This is a genomic window from Streptomyces sp. NPDC050164, from assembly GCF_044459945.1.
Lineage (GTDB): Bacteria > Actinomycetota > Actinomycetes > Streptomycetales > Streptomycetaceae > Streptomyces > Streptomyces coeruleorubidus_A.
This window is the reverse complement of record NZ_JBITJK010000023.1, coordinates 47,735-69,531: the sequence shown is the minus strand read 5'-3', so window position 1 is coordinate 69,531 and position 21,797 is coordinate 47,735. Positions and strand designations below refer to the sequence as shown.

17 protein-coding genes are annotated in these 21,797 nt (G+C 72.2%); 3 read left to right on the top strand and 14 right to left on the bottom strand.

Going from position 1 to position 21,797, the window contains the following annotated elements; all coding sequences use genetic code 11:
- Positions 1 to 165 precede the first annotated feature (165 nt).
- The 4 genes from ACIBNA_RS27100 to ACIBNA_RS27085 form a co-directional block, all read right to left on the bottom strand.
- Positions 166 to 921, bottom strand: a complete 756-nt coding sequence (locus tag ACIBNA_RS27100; RefSeq protein WP_399167760.1) for an AIM24 family protein — start codon at positions 919 to 921, stop codon at positions 166 to 168.
- A 17-nt stretch (positions 922 to 938) separates the two neighbouring features.
- On the bottom strand, positions 939 to 1,619 hold the full coding sequence (locus ACIBNA_RS27095) for an AIM24 family protein (RefSeq protein ID WP_399167758.1): 681 nt from the start codon (positions 1,617 to 1,619) through the stop codon (positions 939 to 941).
- 11 nt (positions 1,620 to 1,630) lie between these two features.
- Positions 1,631 to 3,406, bottom strand: coding sequence for a TerD family protein (locus ACIBNA_RS27090; protein ID WP_399167756.1), 1,776 nt, complete (start codon positions 3,404 to 3,406; stop codon positions 1,631 to 1,633).
- Positions 3,407 to 3,625: 219 nt separating this feature from the next.
- Positions 3,626 to 4,234 (bottom strand): M48 family metallopeptidase, encoded by a 609-nt coding sequence (locus ACIBNA_RS27085; RefSeq protein ID WP_399167754.1) that lies wholly within the window; start codon positions 4,232 to 4,234, stop codon positions 3,626 to 3,628.
- Between the two features lie 304 nt (positions 4,235 to 4,538).
- Between ACIBNA_RS27085 and ACIBNA_RS27080 the strand changes: the two genes are divergently transcribed.
- Positions 4,539 to 5,753, top strand: a complete 1,215-nt coding sequence (locus ACIBNA_RS27080; RefSeq protein ID WP_399167753.1) for a TOMM precursor leader peptide-binding protein — start codon at positions 4,539 to 4,541, stop codon at positions 5,751 to 5,753.
- A complete protein-coding gene (locus ACIBNA_RS27075) occupies positions 5,746 to 7,116 on the top strand; it encodes an ABC1 kinase family protein (RefSeq protein ID WP_399167751.1) in 1,371 nt (456 codons plus the stop codon). Before ACIBNA_RS27080 ends, ACIBNA_RS27075 begins: the two co-directional genes overlap by 8 nt.
- Before the next feature lie 38 nt (positions 7,117 to 7,154).
- Here ACIBNA_RS27075 and ACIBNA_RS27070 read toward each other — a convergent pair whose 3' ends face one another.
- From ACIBNA_RS27070 to ACIBNA_RS27050, 5 genes are all read right to left on the bottom strand, one after another.
- A complete protein-coding gene (locus ACIBNA_RS27070) occupies positions 7,155 to 7,373 on the bottom strand; it encodes a hypothetical protein (RefSeq protein WP_399167749.1) in 219 nt (72 codons plus the stop codon).
- Positions 7,374 to 7,510: 137 nt separating this feature from the next.
- Positions 7,511 to 7,834, bottom strand: a complete 324-nt coding sequence (locus tag ACIBNA_RS27065) for a hypothetical protein (protein ID WP_399167747.1) — start codon at positions 7,832 to 7,834, stop codon at positions 7,511 to 7,513.
- Positions 7,831 to 8,199, bottom strand: a complete 369-nt coding sequence (locus tag ACIBNA_RS27060; RefSeq protein WP_010047663.1) for a WhiB family transcriptional regulator — start codon at positions 8,197 to 8,199, stop codon at positions 7,831 to 7,833. The genes ACIBNA_RS27065 and ACIBNA_RS27060 overlap by 4 nt, the downstream gene beginning before the upstream one ends.
- A 174-nt stretch (positions 8,200 to 8,373) precedes the next feature.
- A complete protein-coding gene (locus ACIBNA_RS27055; protein ID WP_399167745.1) occupies positions 8,374 to 8,700 on the bottom strand; it encodes a hypothetical protein in 327 nt (108 codons plus the stop codon).
- Between the two features lie 164 nt (positions 8,701 to 8,864).
- Entirely contained in the window at positions 8,865 to 11,117 is a 2,253-nt protein-coding gene (locus ACIBNA_RS27050; RefSeq protein WP_399167743.1) for an ATP-dependent DNA helicase UvrD2, read from the bottom strand.
- A 127-nt stretch (positions 11,118 to 11,244) separates the two neighbouring features.
- Between ACIBNA_RS27050 and ACIBNA_RS27045 the strand changes: the two genes are divergently transcribed.
- The gene (locus tag ACIBNA_RS27045; RefSeq protein WP_059417293.1) at positions 11,245 to 11,484 is read left to right on the top strand and encodes a mycoredoxin; all 240 of its coding nucleotides are present in this window, start codon (positions 11,245 to 11,247) and stop codon (positions 11,482 to 11,484) included.
- A gap of 74 nt (positions 11,485 to 11,558) precedes the next feature.
- On the opposite strand, the gene ACIBNA_RS27040 is transcribed toward ACIBNA_RS27045, so the two are convergent.
- From ACIBNA_RS27040 to ACIBNA_RS27020, 5 genes are all read right to left on the bottom strand, one after another.
- Entirely contained in the window at positions 11,559 to 12,188 is a 630-nt protein-coding gene (locus ACIBNA_RS27040) for a class I SAM-dependent methyltransferase (protein ID WP_399167741.1), read from the bottom strand.
- Positions 12,189 to 12,201: 13 nt separating this feature from the next.
- Entirely contained in the window at positions 12,202 to 13,146 is a 945-nt protein-coding gene (gene nudC / locus ACIBNA_RS27035) for an NAD(+) diphosphatase (protein ID WP_399167740.1), read from the bottom strand.
- Positions 13,147 to 13,301: 155 nt separating this feature from the next.
- A complete protein-coding gene (locus ACIBNA_RS27030; RefSeq protein ID WP_399167738.1) occupies positions 13,302 to 14,705 on the bottom strand; it encodes a dipeptidase in 1,404 nt (467 codons plus the stop codon).
- A 10-nt stretch (positions 14,706 to 14,715) separates the two neighbouring features.
- On the bottom strand, positions 14,716 to 18,261 hold the full coding sequence (locus tag ACIBNA_RS27025) for a UvrD-helicase domain-containing protein (protein WP_399167736.1): 3,546 nt from the start codon (positions 18,259 to 18,261) through the stop codon (positions 14,716 to 14,718).
- 91 nt (positions 18,262 to 18,352) lie between these two features.
- Positions 18,353 to 21,769 carry an ATP-dependent helicase gene (locus ACIBNA_RS27020; RefSeq protein ID WP_399167734.1) on the bottom strand — a complete coding sequence of 1,139 codons (3,417 nt, stop codon included), beginning with the start codon at positions 21,767 to 21,769 and terminating at the stop codon, positions 18,353 to 18,355.
- Positions 21,770 to 21,797: the final 28 nt, after the last annotated feature.

Here is a 21,797-nt window from a genome sequence, read left to right as displayed (position 1 = left end):
CATGTGTAAGGGGCGACCGCCTGCGCGGCTGCCCCTTACATTCGGTACTGACGGTGGGCTGCGCCCCCTCAGGGGCGCGGGGAACTGCGCGACCGGCCACAGACGGCCGGCGGACTGAGCCAGACCGCACGCCCCCCGGCCCCAATCGGCCGAACCCCGGAGCGATCAGTTCCAGACGTTGCCCTGGTTCTGCCCGCGTGCTCCCTGCTGGCCCATGCCGTACTGCGCGGCGAGGCCCGAGCCGATCTGGGCGTTCTGCGGCGGCAGCAGTTCACTGGGCTGGACGAGCGCGAAGCCGGTGCCCATGAAGCTCAGCTCCCAGCCCTCGCCGGTGCTGCCGCGGCGCCGCCACACCCCGGAGGAGTGCGTCTGGGCCTGCATCTGCACCCGCAGGCTCGTCGACCAGGCGACGATCGCGTCGGCGTCGCAGTTGACGTACTTGTCGGGCGTCACCTGCAGCAGCAGCGGCATGCCCGAGGTCATCAGGGCGACCTTGCCCCGGCCGGTGATGTTGAGCTGGTACTTCCCGGAACCGGAGATGCCGTAGAGGCTGTCGACGGCGATGACCTCGTGGTGCAGGGAGGAGTCCATCGCCAGCACATAGCTGCTGTCGACCGTGAGACCGTCCTGCTCCACCTCCATGACGTGGACGTGCTGCTTGAGGTTGGCGAGGTAGACCGTGCCCTGCCCGTGGCAGCGCATCAGGTCGAGTCCCTCACCGGTGTGCGCACGCGAGCGGGCCTGGTCGTTGCTCTGGTACTCGGCGTCGAACTCGACGAGTCCCTGGTAGGCGACCATGGTGCCCTTGCGGGCCAGGATGTCGTCGTGGCCCTCCAGGGCGACGCGCAGCATCTGCTTGTTCTGCAGACTCCAGCGGTCCTGGGCCTGCTGCTCGTTGTAGGCGAAAATCGGGCTCTGCATGGCTTTCTGGCTCCCCCTCAGCCCCGGGCCCGGAGGCGGTCGGTGCTGTCCTCGCTGGGCTGGACGACGACGATGCCCTGACCGGAGAAGGCCATCTGGTAGGCCTCGCCGCTGCCACGGCCGATCAGCGACTGCGCCCGGAAACTGCGCTTGCCCTTCACCTTGAGGTTCGGGGACCAGGCGACCAGGGCGTCGGGGTCGACGTACGTCTCGTCCTCGCCGCCTCCGCAGTCGACGACGATGGGCTTGCCCCGGGAGGTCAGCGCGACCCAGCCCTGACCGGAGATCCTGGTGTTCCACAGGCCCTGTCCGGCGAACTTCGCCAGGCCCTTGACCCGCTCGACGCCCCACGTCAGGTGGGCGTCGAAGGCGAGCAGGTTGGTGGCGTTGACGGAGATGCCGTCGCCGCCCAGGTTGATGACGACGACGTTCGCCCCGTAGTCGGAGAGGTAGAGCAGGCCGTCGCCGGAGCACTTCATCAGGGGTGCGCCCTCGCCGGTCATCCAGTCCTTCGCGATCTGGCGCACGGCCGGCGGGTTGGGCTCGTACTGCACGAACCCTTCGTAGGCGACCATCGACCCCACGCGCGCGAGGAGGTCGTTCCCGGTCTGCATGGCGACCTTCAGCATGTGGTTGCCGTGGTTCTCCATGCGGGCGGTGACGGGCGCGGGGGCGTGGCCCGCGAGCTGCTGTGTCATGACGGGCTCCCTCAGACCTCGTACGGCTGGACGACGATGAAGTTCCCGGGCGCTCCCCGGAACTGGAGGTTCACGCTCTCCCCGGTGTCACCCGGGTAGGCGTTGCGGCGCATCCGCACCTGGCTGGAGACGACGACCTGGGCGGCGGCCGACCAGGCGACCACCGCGTTGCAGTCGGCGAACGTGGTGGGCGTGACCGGCAGGACCACGGGCGTGCCGTGGGTCTTCACGACGATCGTGCCGCTGCCCGTGAACTGCATCGTGAACAGCGCGCCACCGGGGATGCCGTGTCCCTCGATGCGGCGCACCTCGTACTGGAGGCCCTCGTCGAAGGCGAGGACGTTCTCGGCGGAGACGCAGATGCCGTCGCCCTGGAGCTCGATGGGGTGCAGCATCGTGGAGTCCTCGGCGAGGAACACCTGTCCCTGGCCGGTACAGCGCATCAGCTGCATCTCCTGGCCGGTCGCGTTGCCCACGATCCGGCCGGCGAAGCCGGCGCCCTTGTAACCGAAGTCGACCTTGCCCTGGTAGAGCACCATGCTGCCCTGCCGGGCCAGCACGGGCTGCCCGCCGATGCCGAGGTCGACGCGGACGAGCTTCTTGTTCTGCTGCGTCCAGCGCTGCCCGGTGGGGGTCTCCTTGAACTGCTGGAGCGCGGCGGCGACCCCGGGGCCCTGGGGAGCTCCCTGGGCAGCGCCTTGAGGCGCTCCTAGGGGTGCTCCTTGGGGCGCTCCGTAAGGGGCTTGCCCGGTCTGCTGCCCGAAGGGCGGCTGCTGGCCGTAGCCAGGGGGCGGTGTGGGCTGGCCGTAGCCGGGCGGCGGGGCCGGGGCCTGAGGTGCCTGCGGTGCGTGGGGCTGGCCGTAGCCGGGGGGCGGCGGGGCCGTCTGGCCGGGGACCTGGCCGTACGGCGGCTGCTGCTGGCCCGGCTGGCCGTACGGCGCGGGCGCCGGGGCCGGGGGCGGCACCGGGGAGCTGCCCGGCGGGGTGTTCACGGGCGCGACGATGGTCGGGGCGGCGTGCACCTGGGGCGCGGGCGCCGGGGCCGGAGGCGGAGTGGCGCCGGGCGGGGGCGCGAAGCCCTGCGCGGCGGGCTGGGGGGCGGGTGCGGGGGCCGGGGGCGCTGCCGGTGCCGAAGCGGGGGCGGGAGCCGGGGCGGGTTCCGGAGTGCCGGGGACACCGAACGCGGGCGGCGCGAAGGCCGGGGCGGCGCCGGACTGCGGCTGCTGCGCGGGGGGCGCGGGCGGCGCGGGCGTCTCCTCCTCGGCCACTTCGCCGCCGAAGTTCTTCAGCAGCGCGTCGAGACCACCGTCGAAGCCCTGTCCGACGGCGGCGAACCGCCAGACGTCCTTCAGGTAGAAGTCGCCGAGCATCACGGCCCGTTCGGTGGAGAACTCCGAGCCGGTGAAGGGGTAGCGGGCCACTTCCTCGCCACCCGCGACGATGCGGATGTAGCCGGGGGCGATCTGTGACATCTGCCCGGCGCCGTCGATCGTCGCCGTGAAGGACAGTTTCTGGATCTGCGGCGGGATCCGGTCGAGCGTCACGCGGAAGGACTCCGTGTCGCCCGCCTGGGCACCCAGGAGCTGAAGGGCCTCCTCGGGGGACTTCGGCTGGTTGTAGAAGACGAAGTACCGGTCGTCCGAGAGCCGTTCGTCGGCGTCGAGGCCGAAGCAGCTGATGTCGAAGCTCAGTCCGGGGCCGGAGATCTGCACGCCTACGTACAGATCCGTGCCCGCGGTGAGGTCACTGATCCTGGCCTTGTGGCCGCGTTGGAATTCCCTGGCCATGCGTAACGACCGTCCCCCATCCAGAACGTGATTGCGTCGCGCCAGGCTAATGGCAAACTCGGACACCGGACGAAGTCGGTACAGACCCGGTACAGAACCCGCGCTCGGCCGTATCGGCTGCTCTCGCGCGGAAAGCGGTCACTCACCCCGGAACTCACACCGGGCGTTCACCACAGGCGCTCACACCGGGCGCTCACCACTGGCGCTCGTGCCGCGCGCTCAGCCCGCGGGACTCTCGCCCCGCGCACCGGGCACATGGGGCAGCCGCTCCGCCGCGACCACGCCTTCGAGGTAGCCCCGGGCCCGTTCCGTCCGCGGATAGGCCTCCAGCAGCTCCCAGAAGCGGGGGCCGTGTCCGGGCACGAGCAGATGGGCGAGTTCGTGGACGAGTACGTAGTCGACGACGTACTCGGGCATGCCCTGGAGGCGGTGCGACAGGCGGATGCTGCCCTCGGACGGGGTGCAGGATCCCCAGCGCGTGTTCTGGTTGGACACCCAGCGCACCGAAGCGGGCCGGGCCCGCCCGCCGAAGTACTGGTCCGACAGGCGCCGGGCCCGCTCGGCCAGCTCGGCGTCGCCGAGGGCCCGCTTGCTCTCCTGCGCGGCCAGCTTGTCGAGCATGACGTTCACCCAGCGCTGCTCCTCCGCCTCGGACATCCGGGCGGGGATGAGCACGACGGTGCGATCGCCCTCTCGGTACGCGGAGACCGTTCTGCGTCGGCGGGCGCTCCTGCGGACCTCGATCGAGCTCGCCCCCGAGCCGCTCGGCGGCTGGCTCGTCGTGCTGCGCTGTGGCTTTCCGGCGCGGTGCAGTGGGTCGGCGGGCACGCCCCGACGTTACCCGCTGCACCCGGGGAAGTCCCGGCTCCGAGAGGGTTCGATGCCGATACCTTCCCATCGGCCGCCGGATTTGTACGACGAATGCCCGCGCCTGTGGACAACTTTCGGCAGCCGGGGACGCGTTTGGGCATGCTGGCTCTTGTCGGCGAAGCGGCGAGCAGGCCCGGCCCGGGATCAGGCCGGCCTGTGACCGGGTTCGGCGTGCGGCAGAGTTCGGCGTGCGGCCGGGTGCTGGGCTGCCGTCACGCTCAACCGGCATACGAGGACGATCTATGACATACGGGGGCCTGTCATGCATCCGATGGTGAAACCCGCGCTCAGGCGCGGTTGGCGCGACCTCAACACCGTGCAGTTCGGGATGACACCGGCGCATGCGATGACGCTCGGCCCGATGGACCTGGCGACGGGCAGCTTCCTCGACCTGCTGAACGGCACACGAGGGCTGGAGCTGCTGCGCGAGGAGGGACGCCGTACGGATCTGCCCGACGGCCATGTCGACGGGCTGGTGCGGCGGCTCGCCCGGGCCGGGCTCCTGGACGACGCACGGGGCGGCGGACTGGCCGCCGACACCCTGCGACAGAAGAAGGAGGTCCTCGACCGGCTGCGTCCCGACCTTGCTTCGCTGTCCCTGACCACCTCGGCACCGGGCGACGCGATGCGGCAGCTGGCCGCCCGGCGCTCTCAGCGCGTGCAGGTGCGAGGCGCGGGCCGGGTGGGTGCCGTGCTGGCGTCACTGCTGTCGGGGGCCGGTGTGGGCGAGGTCGACGTGCGCGACGGCGGCCGGGTGGAGCCGTGGGACGTCGCTCCGGGCGGGCTGCCCGCGCAGGCCGTCGGCGACCGCAGGGACGAGTCGGCCCGCCAGGCCGTGCGCCGGGCGGCCCCGGACCGGCTGCCGCGCCGCGCGGCAGCCCAGGCATCCCCGGAGGATGGTGACCCGGGCTTCTCGCTGGTGATCGTCGCCCCGCGCGACGATGTCGCCGTGCACGCGCCCGACGCGTCGGCCGCCGAGCCCCTGATGTCCTCCGGGACACCCCATCTGTACGCCGGGGTCGTGGAGGGGACCGGGGTGGTCGGCCCGCTCGTCCTGCCCGGGGAGACGGGCTGCGCGGGGTGCCTGCACGAGAGCCGCACCGACCGGGATCCGACCTGGCCGCGCCTGGTCGCCCAGTGGCGCTCCGGCAGGCAACGACAGGTGCGGCCCTGCGACCTGACGCTGGCCACTACGGTGGCCGGACTGGCCGCCGCCCACGCGCTCGCCTTCCTGGACGGCCGGGTTCCGTCGAGCGCCGGGGCACGCTGGGAGGTCTCCGTGCCCGATCTCCACTGGCATGCGCGGCCGGTCTGGGCGCATCCGGCATGCCCCTGTGGGGCGGCGGAGAGAGGAAAGGGGGAGCACCCCTCGGAGGATGGGGAGTCACACGAGACAATGGCGGTGCAACGGCCGTCGGCGCAGTGCCGTGAGGCAGCGGCGAAGCGGCCGGCTGGGACTTGGAGGGCGCATGTCTGATCTTCCCCGGAAGGCGGTCACCCGGACCGCCAAGCTCGCCGCGCTCCCGCTCGGCATCGCCGGGCGGGCGACCTGGGGATTCGGCAAGCGAATCGTCGGCGAGTCCGCGGAGCTCGTCGGCCGCGAACTCCAACAGCGCACGGCCGACCAGCTGTTCAAGGTGCTCGGCGAGCTCAAGGGCGGCGCGATGAAGTTCGGCCAGGCCCTGTCCGTCTTCGAGTCGGCGCTGCCCGAGGAGGTCGCCGGCCCCTACCGGGCCGCGCTGACCAAGCTCCAGGAGGCGGCGCCGCCGATGCCGACGCGCACCGTGCACGCGGTGCTCGAGGAGCGTCTCGGCGAGGGCTGGCACGAGCTGTTCCTGGAGTTCGAGGACAAGCCCGCCGCGGCGGCCTCGATCGGCCAGGTGCACCGAGGAGTGTGGCATGACGGCCGCGAGGTGGCGGTCAAGGTGCAGTACCCGGGCGCCGGTGAGGCCCTGCTGTCCGATCTGAACCAGCTGAGCCGCTTCTCCCGCCTGCTCGGCCCGCTGATCCCCGGCATGGACATCAAGCCGCTGATCACGGAGCTGAAGGACCGCGTCTCGGAGGAGCTGGACTACGGCCTGGAGGCCCAGGCCCAGCAGGCCCACGCCGAGGAGTTCACGGACGACCCGGACGTGATCGTGCCGCAGGTGGTGCACCAGTCCGACCAGGTCCTGATCACCGAGTGGATCGACGGCATCCCGCTGTCGGAGATCATCTCGGACGGCTCCCAGGAGCAGCGCGACCGGGCCGGCCAGCTCCTGGCCCGCTTCCTGTTCTCCGGCCCCGCCCGCACCGGCCTGCTGCACGCCGATCCGCACCCGGGCAACTTCCGGCTGCTGCCCGGCGGCCCGGACGGTGAGGACGACTGGCGCCTGGGCGTCCTGGACTTCGGCACGGTCGACCGTCTCCCGGGCGGGCTGCCGGCCACCATCGGCGAGTCCCTGCGCATGACCCTCGACGGGGAGGCCGAGGCGGTCTACGAGCTCCTGTGCGCGGAGGGGTTCGTGAAGGAGACCATAGAGCTCGATCCCGACGCGGTCCTGGACTATCTGCTGCCGATCATCGAACCGGCCGAGGTCGAGGAGTTCACGTTCACGCGCGGCTGGATGCGCAGCCAGGCGGCCCGCGTCGCGGACCCGCGCTCCCCCGCCTACCAGCTGGGCAAGCAGCTCAACCTGCCCCCGTCGTATCTGCTGATCCACCGGGTGACGCTGAGCACGATCGGCGTGCTGTGCCAGCTGGGGGCGACGGTGCGTCTGCGCGATGAGTTGGAGGAGTGGCTGCCGGGGTTCGTGCCGGAGGATCCGGCGGACGGCGAGGATTCGGTGGCGGAGGCATGAGCCTCAGCGGGCACCGCGGATGACCGGGTGCCCGCGCCTCACCACCAGTCCGAGTCCAGGCGCCCCTCGATCGACCTGAGGTTCTCCCGGGAGCAGCTCTCGCAGAAGTAGCGGCGGACGCCGTTCTCCACAAAGCAGGTCCAGGTGAGTGGCGGGCCGTCGGCCAGGGCGCCGGCCGGCGTGCCGCAGCGGTCGCACACGAGCGGCTGGGGATCTGCGGCGGAGCCGTCGTCTCTGCCGGCGGGAGGACTCGTCACCCGGCGACGATATCGCCGTGTCCGACGGTTTCCGGTGGTACAACGCACCGCGGGGGCCGGTCCGTTCGACACGGACCGGCCCCCGGGGAGAGGTCGGCCTCCCGGGCTCGGGAGGCCACCGCTTCAGGTGAGGTCGGTTACTGCATGACCGCCATGGCGAGCGCCCGGCGGGCACGCCGTGAGGCGCGCTCCGCCCTGCGCTGCATCCGGCGGGCGGTCGCAAGGCGCACGGCCGGGCGTTCCCGCTCCGCCTCTTGCAGTCGCTCGCGCATATGCGCACGAGCCATGGCTTCTGGGATGAGTTGCATCTCTCGGGTCCTGTTCTGACGCGAGTCCTTCGCGCCGCTGGGGGTGAAGTCTTGGTTCGCGGAGCCTGCGGGCTCGTAAGTGGACGGCTTCATCGGGGCCTGCTTCTGGGGGTCGTGCGTGAGGGGGCGGTCGATCGTTCCTGCGGTGTTCATGCTGTGACCGGGTTCTTGCGCGGGCGGCCACGCGGCCGCTTCCGGGCGACGACGACACCCTGCACGAACAGCTCGCCACCCCAGACGCCCCAGGGCTCACGCCGCTCCTTGGCACCGGCGAGGCAGGCCTCGACCAGCGGGCAGGTGCGGCACAGGGACTTGGCGTACTCGACGTCCGCCGGCGACTCGGCGAAGAAGACCTCCGGGTCGTAGGAACGGCACGGGACGGGTACGCCGAGGTTCTCGATGGCGTCGTCGAGCGCGGTGAGCGCGGTGAGCGGGGTCAAGGCGGAGTCCTCCGTGGAGCCGGGCTTGGGGATCGTTTCGGAAGGCGGTACGGACGGGGCGTGCGCTTCGAGTTGCACGGTTCGTCTTCCTCGTCTGGTCGTTCCGGCCTGTTGGCCGAGGGGCGGCTGGTACCGGGTTCTTTTCTTGTCCCGAGGCTCCTTCGGTCCGTCGTCCCTGGTCGGGGACAAACGAAAGGGCCGCGGATCCCGGATGGGGTTCCGCGGCCCTGAAGGCGCCGGCCTGATCGACGATCAGGCTGGATCACTCCAGGGTTCTGGCCCACGGAAGGCCCACATCAGGTGGTGCTGCGTCGTCTGCTTCCGGAATCCGGCACCGGTCGCCGTAAAGGCATAGGCCTGCGCCTGTGCCACTACTGCCGCTTCCAGTGCCTTGGTCGGTCGCTCATTGCGCTCACGGATGGGAAGGCCCGCGGGGACAACGGAGGAGGACGCCGGACGCGCGGCACGAATGCCGGACAGACCGGTGCCCAGGTTCGAAACGCCGAGCATGCACGCGGAGACGGCCGAGCGATCGGTCATTTTCACGATGCTGATGGAGCTGGTGTTGATGCTGATCACTGGACTCGCCTCCTCTCGGCGTCTCGGGGGACCGGGTGAACCAGTCCGACGGATATGCAAGTACAACACGGAATCAGGGCCTCCGAGAAGGCCGCTGCTCTCGTGCCTAAGAACCTATGGGGATTGCCGGGGCATGCGCAAACTATTTTTTCGACGAGTTCGTGTCAGTCCTGATCTGTGTCCCCTTCGGCGAACTGGCCTGCGCAGATGGCCAGTACGTCGGCTCCGTAGCGGTTGAGCTTGCGCATCCCCACGCCCGGGATGCGCGCCAGTTCGTGCTCGTCGTCGGGCGCGGTCTCGGCGATCGCCATCAGGGTCCTGTCGGTGAAGACGCAGAAGGCGGGCTGGCCGCTGCGTCGCGCCTGGTCGGCACGCCACTCGCGCAGCCGTTCGTAGAGGCCCTCGTTCATGTCGGAGGGGCAGCCGTCGCAGCGCATCAGCTTCATCTCGCCCGCGTCGGTCAGCGTGCGTCCGCAGACTCTGCAGCGGGCGGGCGTTCGCTGGACCCGTATCGGGGCGGAACCCCTTGTTCCGGGGATTCCGCGCTCGATGCCGCCCGCGCTGCCGGCGGCGGTACGGCCCGTGGTGGCCGTCGAACCCGGGCGCAGTCCGTCGAGGAAGCGGCTGGGGCGCCGGTTGGGGCGGCCGCCAGGGGAACGGGAGAGGGCCCAGGAGACGTGGAGTCGTTCCCGCGCGCGGGTGACGCCGACGTAGAGGAGGCGGCGCTCCTCCTCGATCTGTTCGTCGGTCTTGGCGTAGGTGATCGGCATCATGCCCTCGGCGACGCCGACCAGGAAGACGACGTCCCACTCCAGGCCCTTGGCCGAGTGCAGGGAGGCGAGGGTGACGCCCTGCACGGTGGGGGCGTGCTGGGCGTTCGCCCGTTCGTCGAGTTCGGCGACGAGGTCTGCCAGGGTGGCGCCGGGTTTGGCGGCGGCGAAGTCCTGGGCGAGGTTCACCAGGGCGGCCAGGGACTCCCAGCGTTCTCTCACGGCGCCGGAGCCGGCCGGTGGCTGCGGCGTCCAGCCGTCCCCCGACAGCACGGCGCGAACCTGGGAGGGCAGGTCGACGGCGTCGTCCAGAAGGGAGTCGTTGCCGCCGAAGCGGGCCGCGCCGCGCAGGGCGACGCCCGCCTTGCGCACCTCCGGGCGGTCGAAGAACCGCTCGGCGCCGCGCAGCTGGTAGGGCACCCCGGCGTCGGCGAGGGCCTGTTCATAGGTCTCGGACTGCGCGTTGGTCCGGAACAGGACGGCGATCTCGGCGGCCGGGACTCCCGAGTCCATGAGCTCGCGGATGCGGCGGGCCGCGCCCTCTGCCTCGGCGGGCTCGTCCGTGTACTCGGTGTAGACCGGCTCTGGCCCCGGGGCGCGCTGGGAGACGAGCTCCAGGCGGTGGTCGGCGGCACGGCCCTTCGCCTGGGCGAGCAGGCCGTTGGCGAGGTGGACGACCTGGGGGGTGGAGCGGTAGTCGCGGACCAGCTTGACGACGGTGGCGCCGGGGTGGCGGGTACGGAAATCCAGCAGGTGGTCCGGTGTCGCGCCGGTGAAGGAGTAGATGGTCTGGCTGGCGTCGCCGACCACGCACAGGTTGTCCCGGTCGCCCAGCCACAGTTCCAGCAGGCGCTGCTGGAGGGGGCTGACGTCCTGGTACTCGTCGACCACGAAGTGCTGGTACTGGGCGCGGACCTGCTCGGCGATGTCGTGCCGGTCCTGGAGGACGGCCACGGTCAGCAGCAGCACGTCCTCGAAGTCGATGACGGCGCGCTCGCGCTTGACGTCCTCGTAGGCGGCGTAGAGCTGGGCGATCTCGGCAGGGTCGCGGGGGGTCTCGCGGCCGGCCTTGGCGGCGGCTGGCGCGTAGTCGGCGGGGACCGTCTGGGTGACCTTGGACCACTCGATCTCGGCGGTGACGTCCCGCAGCTCGCCACGGTCGAGCCGGATGCGGCAGGCGGCGGCCGCGTCGGCGACGAGCTGGGCCTTGCGGTCGACGAGCCGGGGCATGGAGCCGCCGATCGCTTTCGGCCAGAAGTACTGGAGCTGGCGCAGCGCCGCCGAGTGGAACGTACGCGCCTGGACACCGCCGGCGCCGAGCTGGCGCAGCCGGCCGCGCATTTCCCCGGCGGCGCGGTTGGTGAACGTGACGGCGAGCACGCTGGAGGGGTGCAGGATGCCGGCGCGCACTCCGTAGGCGATGCGGTGGGTGATCGCCCGGGTCTTGCCCGTGCCGGCGCCCGCCAGGACGCACACCGGGCCGTGCAGGGCGGTCGCCACCTCGCGCTGCTCGGGGTCGAGCCCGTCGAGCACCGCGTCGGCCGAGTCCGGTACCTGCGGGAACAGGGTGGAGTGCGTTGCTGCTGTCACACCGCCATGCTGCCAGGTCCCGCGAGACGGCTGTGCCGGCTGTCCACAGGCAGGCATTGCCAGTCGTACTAACGCGGCAGGCGTCACGTCCGGCGGGGCACGGACCCCGGGAATGGTTGCCCTTTCACGTACGTTCCACCACTGCGACCACCCGTCCCCGAGCCACCGAAGGAGCACGAGAGACATGCCGGGCACTGTGACGATGTACAGCACCACCTGGTGCGGCTACTGCCGTCGGCTGAAGAGTCAGATGGACCGCGAGGGCATCGCGTACACCGAGATCAACATCGAGCAGGACCCGGAGTCCGCCGCGTTCGTGGAGAAGGCGAATGGCGGAAACCAGACGGTGCCCACCGTTCTGTTCCCGGACGGCTCCACCCTCACCAACCCGTCGCTGGCACAGGTGAAGCAGAAGATCGGCTGAGGCGGAAGATCGACTGAAGCAAGATCGGCGCCTGTTCGCCGCGGTTTGGCCGGGAAGGCGGTTCCTGAGACGGCTCAGGGACCGCCTTCTGGTGGTTTGCCCGATGGTTTGTCCCACACCACGACGTAGCGCCACAGCAGCGTGCGGCGGAAGTCGCAGCCGGGCAGCAGTCGGTGGACCGCCTGCCGGGTCTCTCCCCACGACATGTGCACGTCTTCCATGGGCATCCCGGCCGGACTCCGCTTGCCACCGTGCCGACGGGCGTGCCACTGGCTCGCGGGCACGCCGCACGCGCTGATGACCCAGTCCAGGACCGTCCGGTTGGCGGCCATGCCGACGATCACCAGACGGCCGCCGGGCGCGGTAAGTCGGAGGAGGCGCGTGACCGCCTCCTCGAACGGCGCGTGGTGGACCACGGCGACCGCGCTGACGAAGTCGTAGGCGCCCTCGGGCAGGGACCCGCCGGCGAGGAAGTCCGCCTCCAGGTACGTGACGTTGCCGGGCACGCGCGCGTGCTCGCGGGCAAGCTTGATCATCTCCGGCGAGCGGTCCACGCCCGTGACGGATGCCGCCCGCACCGCGAGCTTGCGGGTGAGCAGGCCGTCGCCGCAGCCCGCGTCGAGGGCCTTGCCGCAGCCGTACGGGACAGCGTCGAGCACCTCTGGGTGGTGGTGGACGTTGTGATTCCAGTACGGGTCGGACACGCGGGCGGTCCCGTCAGACGGCGCTTCTCGTCGGAAGCGGCTTGCCGTACCAGAGCTCGATCAGGCGGGCCGCGATCGAGATGCCGTACGGCGGGAGCACCTCGCCCGACTCGAAGGCGGCGCGCAGTTCGTCGCGGGAGAACCAGCGGGCCTCGTGGATCTCGTCACCGTCGACCTCTATCTCGGTCGAGGTGGCGCGGGCCAGGAAGCCCAGCATGAGGCTGGACGGGAAGGGCCAGGGCTGGCTGGCGACGTATTCGACCTGGCCGACGGTGATGCCGACCTCCTCCTGGACCTCGCGGCGCACCGACTGCTCGATGGACTCGCCCGGCTCCACGAAACCGGCGAGCGTCGAGAAGCGGCCCTCGGGCCAGTGCACCTGGCGGCCGAGCAGGATGCGGTCGTCCTCGTCGGTCACAGCCATGATCACGGCGGGGTCCGTACGCGGGTAGTGCTCCGCGCCGCAGGCCTGGCAGCGGCGGATGTGACCGGCCGCGGCGATGACGGTGCGCTCGCCGCAGCGCGAGCAGAAACGGTGGGTGCGCTGCCAGTTCTCCAGGCCCACCGCGTGCACCATCAGGCCCACGTCCCGGGCGGACAGGAGCAGGCCCGCCTCACGCAGGCCCGCCGGCCGCGCGGACTGGTCCATACGCCCGGGCAGGGAGTCCTTCTGGATGGCGAAGTAGCTGACGCCGTCCTCGTCGATGCCGAGGAAGTAGCGGTGGGCCTCGGTGAGGGGGGCCTCGAAGGAGGGCGTCATGACGAGTTCGGTGCGCCCGTCCGCCGTCTCGTCGATGAGGACCTGGCCGCCGGAGACCACGAAACAGCGCGTGGAGGGGTGGCTCCACGCCGCCGCGAGCCAGGCCTCGTCGAGCCGGTGGTGCGCGGCCCGGTCGATGCCGCTCGGTGCGGTGAGCGAGATGGGTCGGTCGGCGTTCTGGTCGGTCCAGGTGGTCACGGGTGCTTCCAACTCCCCGGTGGAACGGTCGGGTTCGGCGGGCTGATCAGCGGGACGTACGACGGGAGGCGACCGGTCCGGCGGGGTTCCGCGGTGCTGGGGCGGCTCTTCCAGTGTGCCCCGCGCGCGCTGCCGGTCCGGACGGCACGGGACGCTCAGGGCACATGGCGCCAGTGCTCGGCGAGGTCGCCCCACAGGTACGCGGTGGTCTCGACGCCCTTGAGGAGCAGGTCGAGTTCGACTTTCTCGTTCGGGGCGTGCCAGCCGTCGGACGGGACGGAGATGCCGAGGAAGAGCACGGGTGCGCCGAGGACGTCCTGGAGGTCCGCCGCCGGTCCGGAGCCTCCCTCGCGCGTGAAGCGGACCGGCTTCTCGAAGGCCCGGCCCATCGCGCGGACCACCGATTTCAGGGCCGGGTGGTCCAGCGGTGTCAGGCACGGGCGCGTGGCCCCGCTGAACGTGATCTCGCAGCGGATCCCGGCGGGCACCTGCTGCTCGGCCCAGGCCCGGACCGCTTTCTCCACCTGGTCGGGGTCCTGGCCCGCCACGAGCCGGAAGGACAGCTTCACCATGGCGGAGGACGGCACGATGGTCTTGCTGCCGGGGCCCTGATAGCCGCCGCCGATGCCGTTGACCTCCGCGGTGGGGCGGGCCCAGACGCGCTCCAGGGTGGTGTACCCGGCCTCGCCCTGGGTGGCGTACGACCTGGCAGCGCGCAGCCACTGCCGCTCGTCGAAGGGCAGTTCGGCGAAGAGTTCCCGCTCGCGGTCGGTGAGTTCGACCACGCCGTCGTAGAAGCCCGGGATCGCCACGCGCGCGTGCTCGTCGTGCAGGGCGGCGACGAGGCGGGCGGCGGCGGTCGCCGGGTTGGGCACCGCGCCGCCGAAGGAGCCGGAGTGGATGTCCTGGTCGGGGCCGTGCAGCCGTATCTCGCACTCGGCGAGGCCGCGCATGCCGGTGCACACCGTGGGGGTGTCCTCGGACCACATGCCGGTGTCGGAGACGATCACGGCGTCGGCGGCGAGCCGCTCGGCATGCTGCTCGACGAGGCCCCGGAAGTGCGGCGAGCCGGACTCCTCCTCGCCCTCGATCAGCAGCTTCAGGTGCACCGCCGGGGTGACGCGGCCGGTGACGGCGAGGTGGGCGCGGACTCCCAGGGTGTGGAAGAACACCTGGCCCTTGTCGTCGGCCGCCCCGCGCGCGTAGAGGCGGTTCTCGCGGACGACCGGCTCGAAGGGGTCGGTGTCCCAGCCGTCCTCCCGGGCGGCGGGCTGCACGTCGTGGTGGCCGTAGACCAGCACCGTGGGGGCCTGCGGGTCGTCACAGGGCCACTCGGCGAAGACGGCGGGCGCGCCCGGGGTCTGCCAGACCTCGGCCGTCGGGAAACCGGTCTCCTTCAGCTTGGCGGCGAGCCAGTCGGCACTGCGTCGTACGTCGGGCGCGTGGTCCGGCTGGGCCGACACCGACGGGATGCGCAGCCACTCGGCGAGGTCGTCGAGGAAGGCGGCGCGATGCTGCTCGATGTACGTACGGACGACACTGTCCGGGGTCTGGCTCATGGTCACGAGCCTATCGGCCCGCACTGACGTCCTCGGAGTGCGGTTCCTCACCGGACGGCTCCTCGAGCAGCAGCCGCTCCAGCGCGGCCCGGTCCGGCAGGTCGTCCGGCCGTACGACCTCGCCGCTGCGCACGTACAGGAACGCGGCCGTGACCGACTCCAGCGGCACGCCCTGCTGCTCTGCCCAGGCGAGGCGGTAGACGGCCAGCTGGAGCGGGTCGGCGGTGCGGGTGCGGTTCGTCTTCCAGTCGACGATCTCGTATGTCGTCCCCTGCCCGTCGCTCTCCTTGTAGACGGCGTCGATGCGGCCCCGTACGACGCGGCCGGCGATCTCCAGCTGGAAGGGGGCCTCCACCCGGTAGGGCGTGCGGTGCGCGTACCCGGTGCGTTCGAAGGCGTCCTTGAGGGCTTCCAGGTCCTGTTCGTCGGCGATCTCGGCGTCGCTGCCGGGCAGTTCCCCGGGCTCCAGGAACGGCAGCGTCAGCGCTTCGAAGCGGGCCTCGACCCAGGCGTGGAAGCGGGTGCCGCGGCGTGCGGCGGGCTGCGGCGGGCGGGGCATGGGGCGGGCCAGTTCCTGCGCGAAGCCGTCCGGGTCGGCGGCCAGGCGCAGCAGCTGGGACGCGGTGAGCGCAGCGGGCAGGGGGACCTCGGTGACGCTGTCGCGGGCACGCAGGAGCTCTCCGGTGAGGGCGTCGAGGTCGCGGTCCCAGGAGGCGACGGTGCGGGCTTCCTCGGGGGTGAGCTGCGGGTGTTCCGGCGTCGTCGGGTGTGGGCGCGCGGCGGGAAGTTCCAGTGGGGCCGCCTGGTGCGGGACGGTGGGGCGGCCCGCCGGCCACTCGTCGCGGCCGGCCGGCCACTCGTCCCGGTCCGCCGGGTCTTCCGCGACGGCGTCGCCCTCGAAGGGAGCGTCGTCGAACGGGTCCGGTTCGGGAGCGTCGTCGAACGGGTCCGGTTCGTCGTACGGAGGCTCGTCGTCCTCAGGGGGCGGCGGCCACTCCGGGTCCTCGGCCCCGTCCGGGTCGTGCACGGCCGCGGGGTGTCCGTCCTCGTGGGACGCGAGGTCCTCCAGGTGCGCCAGGACGGTCGCGGCGGCCGCACGGCGGCGGGCCAGGGCCGCCTCGTCCAGGGGCAGGGGCCACACCTGGTCGGCGGTGGCCTGGTGCAGGGCCGGGTTCTCCTCGTCCTCGGCGGGTTCCTCCGCCCAGGCCTCGATCTCGCCGTACCCGGCCGCGCAGTGGTCGTGGAGGGCCTGGAGGAACGCGGACGGTCCGCGGCGCTTCTTCTGGGTGGGTCCCCACCAGTGGCCTGACCCCAGGAGCAGGGACCGGGGGCGGGTGAAGGTGACGTAGCCGAGGCGGAGTTCCTCGGTGTGCTGGTGGTCCTTCATGGCCTCGTGGAAGGCCTTCAGGCCCCTGGGGTCCCAGGACTCCACGTCGGGCAGGGTGTCGGCGTCGCCGCGCAGCCGGTGCGGCAGGACCTTGCCCTGGGAGGTCCACTTCTCGCGGCCCTGGCTGCTGGGGAAGGTGCCGGTGACCAGGCCGGGGACGACCACGACGTCCCACTCCAGGCCCTTGGACTTGTGGGCGGTGAGCACCTTGACGGTGTTCTCGCCACCGGGGAGGGCGTTGTCGAGGCCCTTCTCGTACTGGGCTGCGGTGCGCAGGAAGCCGAGGAAGGCGAGGAGAGTGGCCTCGTTGTCGCCGGCGGCGAAGGAGGCGGAGACGTCCAGGAAGTTGGAGAGGGTCTCGCGGCGGCGCGCGGCCAGGGCGTGCGGGGACGCCGACAGCTCGACCTCCAGGCCGGTGACGGCGAGGACACGGTGCAGGACGTCCATCAGCGGGTCGGCCAGACAGCGGCGCAGCTCGCGCAGCTCGGTGGCCAGGCGGGCGAAGCGCACGCGCGCGTCCGGCGAGAAGGGCAGTCCGTCGTCGTCCCCTAGGCCGTCCAGCGGCGTCTCCAGGAACGTGTCGAGGGCGTCCGCGAGCGAGATCACCTCGGCCGGGTCGACCCCCTCGACGGCCTCGGCGAGCCGGCGGTCCGGGTCGTCGTCGCCCTCCACGCGCGCGTGGGACACGAGGAGCCGGGCGCGCCGCCCCAGCAGGGCGAGGTCGCGCGGGCCGATGCGCCAGCGCGGACCGGTCAGCAGGCGCACCAAGGAGGCGTTGGCTCCAGGGTCCTGGAGGACCTCGCAGATGGCGACGAGGTCGGCGATCTCGGGCAGGTGCAGCAGCCCGGACAGGCCGACGACCTCGACCGGGATGTCCCGGGCGACCAATGCGCCCTGGATCTCGGCGAAGTCGGTCGCCGTGCGGCACAGGACGGCGATCTCGCCGGGTGCCGTCCCGGTCCGTACGAGGTGGGCGACGGAGTCGGCGGCCCAGTCGATCTCCTCGGCGTGGGTGCGCAGCAGGGCGCAGCGCACCTTCCCGTCGCGCTCGGCGCCGGGGGCCGGGCGGAGGGCCTCCACGCCCGCGTGCAGGGCGCGCAGGGGCTCCGCGAGGCCGTTGGCGAGGTCGAGGAGGCGGCCGCCGCTGCGGCGGTTCTCACTGAGCGCCTGCCGGGTCGCCGGGCGGCCGTCGGCGTGGGCGAAGTGCTCGGGGAAGTCGTCGAGGTTGGCGACGGAGGCGCCCCGCCAGCCGTAGATCGCCTGGCAGGGGTCGCCGACGGCGGTGACGGGGTGGCCGGTGCCCTCGCCGAACAGGCCCGCCAGGAGGACGCGTTGGGCGACAGACGTGTCCTGGTACTCGTCGAGCAGCACCACCCGGAACTCGTCGCGCAGCACGCGGCCCACTTCGGGCATCTTCGCGAGCCGGGCCGAGAGGGCGATCTGGTCGCCGAAGTCGAGCAGGTCCCGCTCGCGCTTGGCGGCCCGGTAGCGGGTGACCAGCTCGGCCAGTTCGCGGCGGGCGGCGGCCGCCTCGGGGACCTTGCGCAGGTCGGCGTTGGTGAGCTTGGCGCCGCGCAGGGTCAGCAGCAGTTCGGCGTCGTACGCGCGCAGCGCTTCGGGGCGTACGAGGTGCTCGGAGAGTTCGGCGTCGAGGGCGAGGAGGTCGCCGACCAGGTCCGGGAAGGAACGGGTCAGGGCCGGGTAGGTCCCCGGGGCCTCGCGCAGCACGCGCGCGGCGAGCTGGAAACGGGTCGCGTCGGCGAGCAGCCTGGACGTGGGCTCGAGACCGATGCGCAGGCCGTGGTCGGTGAGCAGGCGGCCCGCGAAGGCGTGGTACGTGGAGATCACCGGCTCGCCCGGCGGGTTGTCCGGGTCGATGGCGTCCGGGTCGGTGACGCCGGCCCTGACGAGCGCCTTGCGGACGCGCTCGGCGAGTTCGGCGGCGGCCTTGTTGGTGAAGGTGAGGCCGAGCACCTGCTCGGGTGCGACCTGGCCGGTGCCGACCAGCCACACCACGCGTGCCGCCATCACCGTCGTCTTGCCCGAGCCGGCTCCGGCCACGATCACCTGCGGGGCGGGCGGCGCGGTGATGCAGGCCGTCTGCTCCGGGGTGAAGGGGATGCCGAGGAGTTCTTTGAGCTGTTCGGGATCGATGATACGGGCTGGCACGTCACAGAGGCTAGCGGCGGCCACTGACAGCGGCGGCGGGATCGCTTTCCGGGGCAGAAGAAGCGCAGGTCAGCACAGGTGGTGCGATAAGTCACTCGACGACATGGCGGCCCTCCTGCCGCGCGCTGCACGAGGCCCGGAACGCGCAGTGCGTGCAGTGCTGGCCGGCGGTCGGTGTGAACCGCTCGTCGAGGACCTTGCCGGCCGCGGTGGCCAGCAGGTCGCCGACCCACTCCCCCTCCAGCGGCTCCTGGGCCTGCACCTTGGGAAGGGTCTCGCCGCCGTCGCGCTGGGCGGCGCCCTGGCGCAGATGGACGAGTTCGGCGCCGCCCGGCTCGAGTCGCACACCGTCGAAGAGGTCGTCGACGGCGCCCTCGCGGACGGCCAGCTGGTAGACGGCGAGCTGCGGGTGGCGCTCCACCTCCTTGCCGGTGGGCGCCTGTTTGCCCGTCTTGAAGTCGACCACGTAGGCACGGCCCTCGCCGTCCGCCTCCACGCGGTCCATCTGGCCGCGGATGCGCACCTGGTAGTCACCGGCTTCGAGGGTGACGTCGAAGTCGTGCTCGCTGGCCACCGGGGTACGCCCCGTGCGGTCCATGACGTGCCACTTCAGGAACCGTTCGAGCGCCACGCGCGCGTTGTCCTTCTCCTGGTCCGACTTCCACGGCGCGTCGAAGGCGAGGGCGTTCCACACGGAGTCGAGCCGTTCCATCAGGACGGAGAGGTCGGCCGGGGTGTGCCCGGAGGCGACCTCGTCGGCCAGGACGTGCACCACGTTGCCGAAGCCCTGGGCGGCGGTCGCGGGCGCGTCGGCCTTCACCTCGCGGCCCAGGAACCATTGCAGGGCGCAGGTGTTGGCGAGCTGGTCGAGGGCGCTGCCGGAGAGCACGACGGGCTGGTCGCGGTCGCGCAGCGGCACCTTGGACTTTGTCGGCTCGAACATGCCCCACCAGCGGTAGGGGTGCGCGGACGGCACCAAAGGGCGGCCGTCCTCGTCGGCGAGGGCGGCGAGCCGGGCGAGGCGGCGGGCGGCGGCCTCCCGGAGGGCGTCGGAGACGCGCGGGTCGACGGTGGTGGCGCGCAGTTCGGCGACGAGCGCGGCGACGGACAGGGGCCGGCGCGGGCGTCCCGTGACGTCCTTGGGTTCGACGCCGAGTTCGGTCAGGAAGCGGGAGGGCTGGTCGCCGTCGTCCGCCGGGGCCTTGACCGCGGTCACGACGAGGCGTTCACGCGCGCGCGTGGCGGCCACGTAGAACAGACGGCGCTCTTCGGCGAGCAGCGCGCCGGGGGTGAGGGGTTCGGCGAGTCCGTCGCGGCCGATGCGGTCGGCCTCCAGCAGGGAGCCGCGGCGGCGCAGATCGGGCCACAGGCCCTCCTGGACGCCCGCGACGACCACGAGGCGCCATTCCAGGCCCTTGGAGCGGTGCGCGGTCATCAGGCGGACCGCGTCGGGGCGTACGGCACGGCGTGTGAGGGTGTCGGCGGCGATGTCCTCGGCCTCGATCTCCTCCAGGAAGTTGAGGGCGCCCCGGCCGCCGGTGCGCTCCTCGGCACGGGCCGCGGTCGCGAACAGCGCGCAGACGGCGTCCAGATCACGGTCCGCGTTGCGCCCGGCCGCGCCGCCCCGGCGGGCGGCCCGCTCCAGCCGGGTCGGCCACGGCGTGCCCGCCCACAGGTCCCACAGGGCCTCCTCGGCCGTGCCGCCGCCCGCCAGCCGCTCACGGGCCTTGCGCAGCAGCGCGCCGAGACGCTGGGCACCACGCGCGTACGTGGGGTCGTGCACGGCGAGGCGCTCCGGCTCGGCGAGTGCCTGCGCGAGCAGCACGTCGGAGGGCGGCGGCAGCGGGTTGCCCGCGGCTCGTTCCTCGTCGCGCAGGGCCCGGCCGAGGCGGCGCAGGTCGGCGGCGTCCATGCTCGCCAGCGGGGAGCTGAGGAGGGTGAGGGCGGTCTCGGTGTCGAGCCAGCAGGTGTCCGGCTGCGCGGAAGGGGCGTCCTCGGAAGAGGTGTCCCTCTCGGAGTCCCCAGGCTCGGCAGGTACCGTCTCGGAGTCCCGAGGCTCGGCAGGCCCCGTCTCGGAGTCCCGAGGCTCGGCAGATCCCGTCTCGGAAGTCCCCGCCTCCGCCGTTGCCACCGCCCGCAGCGCCGTCAGCAGCGGTGCCACCGCCGGTTCGTGGCGCAGGGGCACATCGTCGCCGTCGACGTCCACGGGTACGCCGGCCGCCGTGAGGGCGCGGCGGACCGTCGGGATGGTCCGGGAGCCGGCGCGCACCAGTACGGCCATCTCGCTCCAGGGGACGCCGTCTTCGAGGTGGGCCCTGCGGAGGATGTCGGCGATGTTGTCCAGCTCCGTCCCGGGCGTCGGGTACGTGTACGCCTCGACTCGGCCGCCGTCCCGTACGGGGGCGAGTTCGCGGTGGGCGCGCACCTTCTCGGCGGGCAGGCGGGTCAGCGGCATGCGCTGGGTCAGCAGCCGGGTGGCGGCCAGCAGGGCGGCGCCGGAGCGGCGGGACGTGCGCAGCACCGCGACCGGGGCCGGGCGGCCGTCCGCGCGCGGGAAGGCGTGCGGGAAGTCGAGGATGCCGTTCACGTCCGCCCCACGGAACGCGTAGATCGACTGGTCGGGGTCACCGAAGGCGACGAGGGTGCGGCCGCCGCCCGCCAGCGCGTGCAGGAGTCGCACCTGAGCGGGATCGGTGTCCTGGTACTCGTCCACGTAGACGGCGTCGTACCGGGCGGCGAGCCGCGCGGCGATCTCGGGCCGGCGGGCGAGGAGCACCGCGCGGTGAACGAGTTCCGCGTAGTCGATCACACCCTGCAGATCGAGCACGTCGAGGTACTCGGCGAGGAAGGCGGCGGCGGCGCGCCAGTCGGGGCGTCCCGTGCGGCGGGCGAAGGCGTCCAGGGCGTCCGGGCCGAGACCCAGTTCACGGGTGCGGGCGAGGACCGCGCGGACCTCGTCGGCGAAACCACGGGTGGTCAGGCAGGCGCGCAGTTCGTCCGGCCAGCGCACGTGCGCGAGGCCCAGCCGCTCCAGGTCCACCTGGCCGGCGAGCAACTCCCGGACCGATACGTCCTGCTCGGGGCCGGACAGCAGCCGCAGCGGCTCCACGAACAGGTCGCTGTCCTGGTGGGCGCGGACCAGGGCGTAGCAGAACGAGTGGAAGGTGGTCGCCTGGGGAGCGCTGGCCGCGCCGCTCCGCAGAGCCATGCGGTCGCGCAACTCGACGGCAGCCCTGCGGCTGAAGGTGAGCACCAGGATGCGCTCGGGGTCCCCGCCCCGGGCGATGCGCTCGGCCACGGACTCGACGAGCGTGGTGGTCTTGCCGGTGCCCGGACCTGCGAGAACGAGCAGCGGGCCGGTGGTGTGGTCAACCACGGAGCGCTGCGAGACGTCCAAAAGAGGGGGGTCCACCCGGGCAGGAGGGGTACGTACCAGTCGGTAAGCGCCACGGCTCCCCCGCCGCACACGGGGGTGCGACAGGCTGCTGATGGAGGAAGAGGAGCTCACGTGGTTCGCCGGTCCTGGTGGAAGTGCT